Genomic DNA, 2771 nt, shown 5'->3' with positions numbered 1-2771 from the left:
GGCGGCGGGGCCCGCGCCCCCCCCTCCCCCGGGGGGGGCCTTTAACCCCCCCGGGGGGCCCGCTCTCGCCCCCCCCACGGGCCTGCTGCTACTGCGCGGGCTGCTTGGCGCCCGCCTCGCTGTGCTCGTCGGCCGGGCGGGCCGCGGTCTGTTCCTTGGCCCAGCGGTAGTCCGGCTTGCCCGCGGGCGAGCGCTTGATCTCGTCGACGAACCACAGGCTACGCGGGTGCTTGTAGGAGGCGATCTCCTGGGTGAGCACCGGCCGCAGCTCCTCGATCGTCGGCCGCTTCTCGCCGCGGCACTGCACCACCGCGCAGACCCGCTGACCCCAGCGCTCGTCCTCCACGCCGACCACCAGCGCGTCGAAGATGTCAGGATGCGCCTTGAGCGCGCCCTCGACCTCCTCCGGGTAGATCTTCTCGCCACCGGAGTTGATGCTCACCGAGCCGCGGCCGAGCATGGTGACCGTGCCGTCCTCCTCGACCCGGGCGAAGTCGCCGGGGATGGAGTAGCGCACGCCGTTGATGGGCTCGAAGGTCGCGGCGGTCTTTGCCTCGTCCTTGTAGTAGCCCAGCGGGATGTGGCCGGTCCGCGCCAGCACGCCGACCTGCCCGGAACCCGGCTCGACCGGGTTGCCCTCGTCGTCGATCACCACGGTGGAGGCGTCGATCTTCACGCGCGGGCCGCCGGTGTGGGTGGACCCCTTGGCCGCCATGCCGATACCGGCGAAACCGGTCTCCGAGGAGCCGATCGAGTCGGTGATGACCCGGTTGGGCAGCAGGTCGAGGTACTTGTCCTTGATCGCGGGCGAGAACAGCGCCGCGCTGCTGGCGATGGCGTACAGCGTGGCGGGCTCGTAGGGCTTGCCGGTCTCGGGATTGCCCTCGATCAGCGCGTCCAGCATCGGCCGCGCCATGGCGTCACCGGTGATGAACAGGACGTTCACCCCGTGCCGCTCGATGGCCTGCCACACGCCGTGGCCGCTGAACTCCGGCAGCATGACCACCTTGCCGCCGGCGAACAGGCTCTGGAAGGTGGCCCACTGCGAGCCGCCGTGGATCATCGGCGGGATCGGGTAGCGGGTCAGCGCGCCGCCCGCCTGGCCCTCCTTGGCCAGATCCCACTCGTCGGCCACCCGCTCGCCGGTCATGAAGTTGATGCCGCCGCCGAGCACCCGCCACACGTCCTCCTGGCGCCACATGACGCCCTTGGGCATGCCGGTGGTGCCGCCGGTGTAGAGCATGTACAGGTCGTCGGGCGAACGCTCGCCGAAGTCGCGTTCGCCGGAGGACTGCGCCAGCGCCGCCTCGTATTCGACCGAATCCGCCGCGGTGGGGATGGTGCCGGCCGTATCGTCGTCGACGACGATCACGGTGTGCAGCTGCGGGGTCTTCGCCCGCACCGCGGCCACCTTGTCGCTGTAGCGACGTTCGTGGATCAGCGCCACCATGTCGGAATTGTCGAAGATGTACTGCAACTCGTTCTCGACATACCGGTAGTTGACGTTGATCATCACGGCGCGCGCCTTGAACACCGCGACCATGGCCTCGGCGGCCTCGATCGTGTTGCGCGAGTAGATACCCACCTTGTCACCCGGCTTGACGCCGTGTTCCAGCAGGTAGTGGGCCAGTTTGTTGGCTCGCTCCTCCAGCTGTGCGTAAGTCACCTCACGGGCGTCGTCGACCAGAGCGACGCGATCGGGCATGAGGTCGATGGCATGTTCGACGAGGTCCGCTATGTTGTAGCTCACACCCCTCAAAATAGAACGTGTTACTGTTTCTGACAAGACTCGAGCAGTCAGGAGAACGAAGTCATGGCCCCAGAAGCGGCAACCGAGCAGACCGCAGGTGCCGAGGCGGCGGCGCAGGAGCCGCACTGCCTCGTCGAGCAGCGCGGACACGTCCTGATCGTCACGATGAACCGGCCGAAGGCGCGCAACGCGCTCTCGGCGGAGATGATGGCGATCATGCGCGATGCCTGGGATCGCGTGGACAGCGATCCAGAGATCCGGGTGGCGATCCTGACCGGGGCGGGCGGCGCGTTCTGCGCGGGCATGGATCTCAAGGCGATGAACGCCAAGCCGCCGGGCGACTCGTTCAAGGGCGGCGGCTGGGATCTCACCCGCTTCGACGCCCTGCTCAAGGGCCGCAGGCTGACCAAGCCGCTGATCGCGGCGGTGGAGGGCCCGGCCATCGCGGGCGGCACCGAGATCCTGCAGGGCACCGATATCCGCGTCGCGGGTGAGAGCGCGAAATTCGGTGTGTCCGAGGCGCGCTGGGGCCTGTTCCCGCTCGGCGGCTCTGCTGTGCGCCTGGTCCGTCAGGTGCCCTACACGCTCGCCGCGGAGATCCTGCTCACCGGCCGCCACCTGGCCGCGGCCGAGGCCAAGGAGATCGGCCTGATCGGCCACGTGGTCCCCGACGGCGCCGCGCTGGACAAGGCGCTCGAGATCGCCGAGCAGATCGCGGCCAACGGCCCGCTGGCGGTGCAGGCCATCCTGCGCACCATCCGCGAGACCGAGGGCCTGCACGAGGAGGAGGCCTTCAAGATCGAGGCCGAGTACGGCGCCAAGGTGTTCGCCTCCGCCGACGCCAAGGAGGGCCCGCGCGCCTTCGCCGAGAAGCGCAAGGCCGTCTTCACCGGCAAGTGAGCACCCGCCCGCCGCGCGCCCGCGCGGGCCGGTGCGCCGGAGTCGGGGGCCCCCAAGCCCGGGGCCCCCGAACCCGCCCCCACACAAAAGCGGGGGGGGGGGGTTGGCATAACCCCCGGGT

At 69.7% G+C, this 2771-nt stretch carries 2 protein-coding genes; one reads left to right on the top strand and one right to left on the bottom strand.

Annotated elements, in window-relative coordinates:
- Positions 1 to 88: 88 nt before the first annotated feature.
- On the bottom strand, positions 89 to 1750 hold the full coding sequence (locus QH283_RS07150; RefSeq protein ID WP_280502225.1) for an acyl-CoA synthetase: 1662 nt from the start codon (positions 1748 to 1750) through the stop codon (positions 89 to 91).
- Between the two features lie 63 nt (positions 1751 to 1813).
- Between QH283_RS07150 and QH283_RS07145 the strand changes: the two genes are divergently transcribed.
- On the top strand, positions 1814 to 2650 hold the full coding sequence (locus tag QH283_RS07145) for a crotonase/enoyl-CoA hydratase family protein (protein ID WP_280502224.1): 837 nt from the start codon (positions 1814 to 1816) through the stop codon (positions 2648 to 2650).
- Positions 2651 to 2771: the final 121 nt, after the last annotated feature.

The sequence above is a fragment of the Nocardia farcinica genome (assembly GCF_029867845.1).
GTDB classification, from domain to species: Bacteria; Actinomycetota; Actinomycetes; order Mycobacteriales; family Mycobacteriaceae; genus Nocardia; species Nocardia farcinica_A.
Note: the sequence above shows the minus strand (reverse complement) of the source record. Positions and strands in the feature narration are given on the sequence as shown.